The organism is Actinomyces sp. S6-Spd3 (assembly GCF_000758755.1).
Classification (GTDB): domain Bacteria; phylum Actinomycetota; class Actinomycetes; order Actinomycetales; family Actinomycetaceae; genus Pauljensenia.
Genome location: NZ_JRMV01000167.1, coordinates 1 through 837, shown reverse-complemented (window position 1 = coordinate 837; position 837 = coordinate 1). Strand labels below are relative to the sequence as shown.

The following is an 837-nucleotide window of genomic DNA, read 5'->3' as shown; positions in this document are numbered from 1 at the left end:
TTGCGCGCTGAGCTTAAGATTACGCGCGGCTTGGACTATTACACGGGCACGGTTTACGAAACCGAACTCGAGGGGCACAAGGATCTTGGTTCTATCTGCTCCGGTGGCCGCTACGATTCACTCGCATCGGATGGCAAGCGTTCCTATCCGGGCGTGGGCATCTCTATCGGTGTATCTCGCCTTGTTTCGCGTATCTTGGCCGAGGGGCTTGCAACTGCCTCGCGCTCGGTTCCAACCGCTGTTTTCGTCGCCGTAATGAACGAAGAGTCGCGGGAGACCTCGGAAGATGTCGCTGCAGCGCTACGCGCACGCGGGATCGCAACTGAGGTTTCGCCGAACTCACAGAAGTTTGGAAAGCAGATCCGTTACGCGGATAGGCGTGGCATTCCGTTCGTGTGGTTCATTGGCGAGGATGGTGCGCACGAGGTAAAGGACATTCGCTCGGGCGAGCAGCAAAGTGCTGATCCGCAGACGTGGACGCCACCGGCTGAAGATTTGAAGCCCGCAGTCATACTGGGGGAGTAGCAGATGGAAGAGTATGAATCTCTAAGCGCGCTTGAGGGTGTGCTTACCGACGTTGCGCTACCGCTGGATCTACCTGAAGCAGCTAATGCGCGGGAAGTGGCGAAGCGGTCCGCGCGGCGCCTGGGGGATCATATCTTGCCGCGGTTGCAAAGTCTGGATGCGCCGTTGGTATGCGTGGTGGGCGGCTCCACGGGAGCGGGTAAATCAACGATCGTGAACTCGCTAGTGGGCCAGCACGTGTCTGCCTCGTCCGCTAAACGGCCAACTACCAGGAGCCCGCTTTTGCTTCATCGCGCAGAAGACGCGCGCTGG

2 protein-coding genes are annotated in these 837 nt (G+C 59.1%); both read left to right on the top strand.

The features are described 5' to 3' along the window. On the top strand, positions 1-525 hold a 525-nt coding region (locus tag HMPREF1627_RS01005; RefSeq protein ID WP_034500387.1), incomplete at its 5' end, for a His/Gly/Thr/Pro-type tRNA ligase C-terminal domain-containing protein. 3 nt (positions 526-528) lie between these two features. Beyond that, a partial coding sequence (locus tag HMPREF1627_RS01000) for a dynamin family protein (RefSeq protein WP_034500386.1) occupies positions 529-837 on the top strand: 309 nt, incomplete at its 3' end.